Genomic DNA, 1262 nt, shown 5'->3' on the forward strand with positions numbered 1-1262 from the left:
ATCCAAACATGCACCGATGACCGCATCGATGTGGCCTTGCACAATGCGGACATGCTCGATGCGCAGCAGTTCAAAGCCGAAGATCTGAAGGGTCTGAGCCCGGACGAATTGACGGCTCTGGCCGTGCAAATGCTGGCCCACATCGGGGAGCAGACCAAGCACATCGACGCGCTGGACAAGCGGGTCAACTCGCAGGCCCAAGGCATCAAGTGGCGGGACGCCAAGATCGAGAGCATCACCTTCCAGCTCGCCAAGCTCAAGGCCTGGCGGTTCGGTGCCAAGACCGAGCGCATGAACGCCGAGCAGCGCGAGATCTTCGAGGAGACCTTCGCCGCCGACCAGGCGAGCCTGGAAGCTCAGCTCGCCGCCCTGCAGAGCAGCACCCCGGACGGCTCCCCAGGCGGCAGAGCACCCGAGGACCAGAAGCGCCGCCAGCCCAAGCGCGAGGCACTGCCGCCGCACCTGCCGCGCGTGGACCAGCGCATCGAACCGGARGAYACCCGCTGCCCGACGCCCGAATGCGGCCAACCGATGGTGCGCGTGGGCGAGGACATCAGCGAACGGCTGGACATCGTKCCGGCGCAGTTCTTCGTGCAGCGGCAAATCCGCGGCAAGTGGGCGTGCAAGTGCTGCCAGCTGCTGGTGCAGGAGCCGGCTGCCCCGCAGGTCTTCGACAACGCGCTGCCAACGCCGGGCCTGCAGGCCCATACGGCGATCAGCCGCTTCGTCGACCACATTCCGTACTACCGGCAGGAGCAGATCAATGCCCGCTCGGGCGTGCGCACCCCGCGCTCGACGCTGGCGGCCTGGGGCGGACAGACCGGTGCGCAATTGATGCCGCTTTACGACGCGCACCGGGCGTTCGTGCTCAGTTCGCGCATCGTTCAAGCCGACGAGACGCCGATCTCCATGCTGGACCCCGGTGCGGGCAAGACCAAGAAGGCCTACATGTGGGCCTACGCGCGCGGCGCCTTCGACCCCGAGCCCGGGGTGGTGTTCGACTTCTGCCTCGGGCGAGGCGGCAAGTACCCGAGCGAGTTCCTCAAGGGTTGGTTCGGCACGCTCGTCATCGATGCCTATGCGGGCTATGACGGTGCCCTGTCGCTCGAAGGGCGCAGCGCCGCTTTTTGCTATGCGCATGCGAGACGGAAATTTGACGAACTCATCAAGACCGCACCCCAAGCGAGCCCGGTCGCCGCCGAGGCGATACAGCGCATCGCATGGCTGTACAGAATCGAGGCCGACGCCAGGGAATTGACCTG

Annotated in this window: 1 protein-coding gene; it reads left to right on the forward strand. The window is 66.0% G+C overall.

Annotated elements, in window-relative coordinates; genetic code table 11:
• Positions 1–129 precede the first annotated feature (129 nt).
• Positions 130–1262, forward strand: a 1133-nt coding sequence (gene tnpC / locus AC1DY5_RS56120) for an IS66 family transposase (protein ID WP_478122787.1), incomplete at its 3' end; no start/stop codon positions are given.

The organism is Variovorax sp. P4_D9 (assembly GCF_056401695.1).